This window comes from Pontimicrobium sp. MEBiC01747 (assembly GCF_053601635.1).
Genome location: NZ_JBSHNS010000618.1, coordinates 1 through 1274, shown reverse-complemented (window position 1 = coordinate 1274; position 1274 = coordinate 1). Strand labels below are relative to the sequence as shown.

The following is a 1274-nucleotide window of genomic DNA, read 5'->3' as shown; positions in this document are numbered from 1 at the left end:
ATGCTGTACCTGGCGATGTTGTAGATGTACAAACGTTTAAAAAGCGTAAAGCGTATTATGAAGGTAAAGCGATTGCTTTTCATAAATTATCAGATAAGCGTGTAACTCCTGCTTGCGAACATTTTGGAACATGTGGAGGTTGTAAATGGCAAGACATGGGCTACGAGCACCAATTGTTTTATAAAGAAAAAGAGGTTACTAATAATTTAACTAGAATTGGACATATAGAATTACCAGAAGTTACCCCAATTTTAGGTTCTAAAGCGCAATATTTTTATAGAAATAAAATGGAATTTTCTTTTAGTGACTCTCGCTGGTTAACTATAGAAGAAGTGCAGTCTGATGAAGATTTAGGTGATAGAAATGCTTTAGGATTTCATATTCCTGGAATGTGGGATAAAATACTAGATATAAAAACATGTCATTTGCAAGCAGACCCGTCTAACGCTATACGTAATGCGGTTAAGGAATTTGCTATTAAAAACGAATTAGAGTTTTTTAATACGCGTAATCAAACAGGATTATTACGTACTATGATGATTAGAACTGCTTCTACTGGAGATATTATGGTCATGATTCAGTTTTTTAAGGAAGACAAAGTCAAACGTGAACTGTTATTAGATTTTCTTGCCAATACTTTTCCTGAAATTACTTCTTTACAGTATGTTATAAATAGCAAAGCAAATGATACTATTTACGATCAAGATGTAATTTGTTATAAAGGACAAGACCATATTTTTGAAGAAATGGAAGGTTTAAAGTTTAAAATTAATGCTAAATCGTTTTACCAAACCAATTCTGAGCAAGCCTATGAACTTTATAAACTAACACGTGACTGTGCAGGTTTAACAGGAGACGAATTGGTTTATGATTTATATACAGGAACGGGTACTATTGCGCAATTTGTATCTAAAAATGCAAAAAAAGTGGTTGGTGTAGAATCTGTACCAGATGCAATTACTGCTGCTAAAGAAAATGCCCTATTAAATGGTATTGATAATGTAGATTTTTACGTTGGGGATATGAAAAACGTATTCAACCAAGAGTTTATTAATACACATGGGCAGCCAGATGTTATTATTACAGACCCTCCAAGAGATGGAATGCACAAAGACGTTGTACAGCAAATATTAAATGTTGCTCCTAAAAAAATAGTATATGTAAGCTGTAATAGTGCTACACAGGCTAGAGATTTAGCTTTAATGGATGCGACATACAAAGTAACTAAAACACAAGCGGTAGATATGTTCCCGCAAACTCATCACGTCGAGAAC

General features: G+C 33.7%; 1 protein-coding gene. It reads left to right on the top strand.

The window, feature by feature from the left end; genetic code table 11:
* Nucleotides 1-1274, top strand: a 1274-nt coding sequence (gene rlmD / locus ACVC2P_RS21195) for a 23S rRNA (uracil(1939)-C(5))-methyltransferase RlmD (protein WP_452600434.1), incomplete at both ends; no start/stop codon positions are given.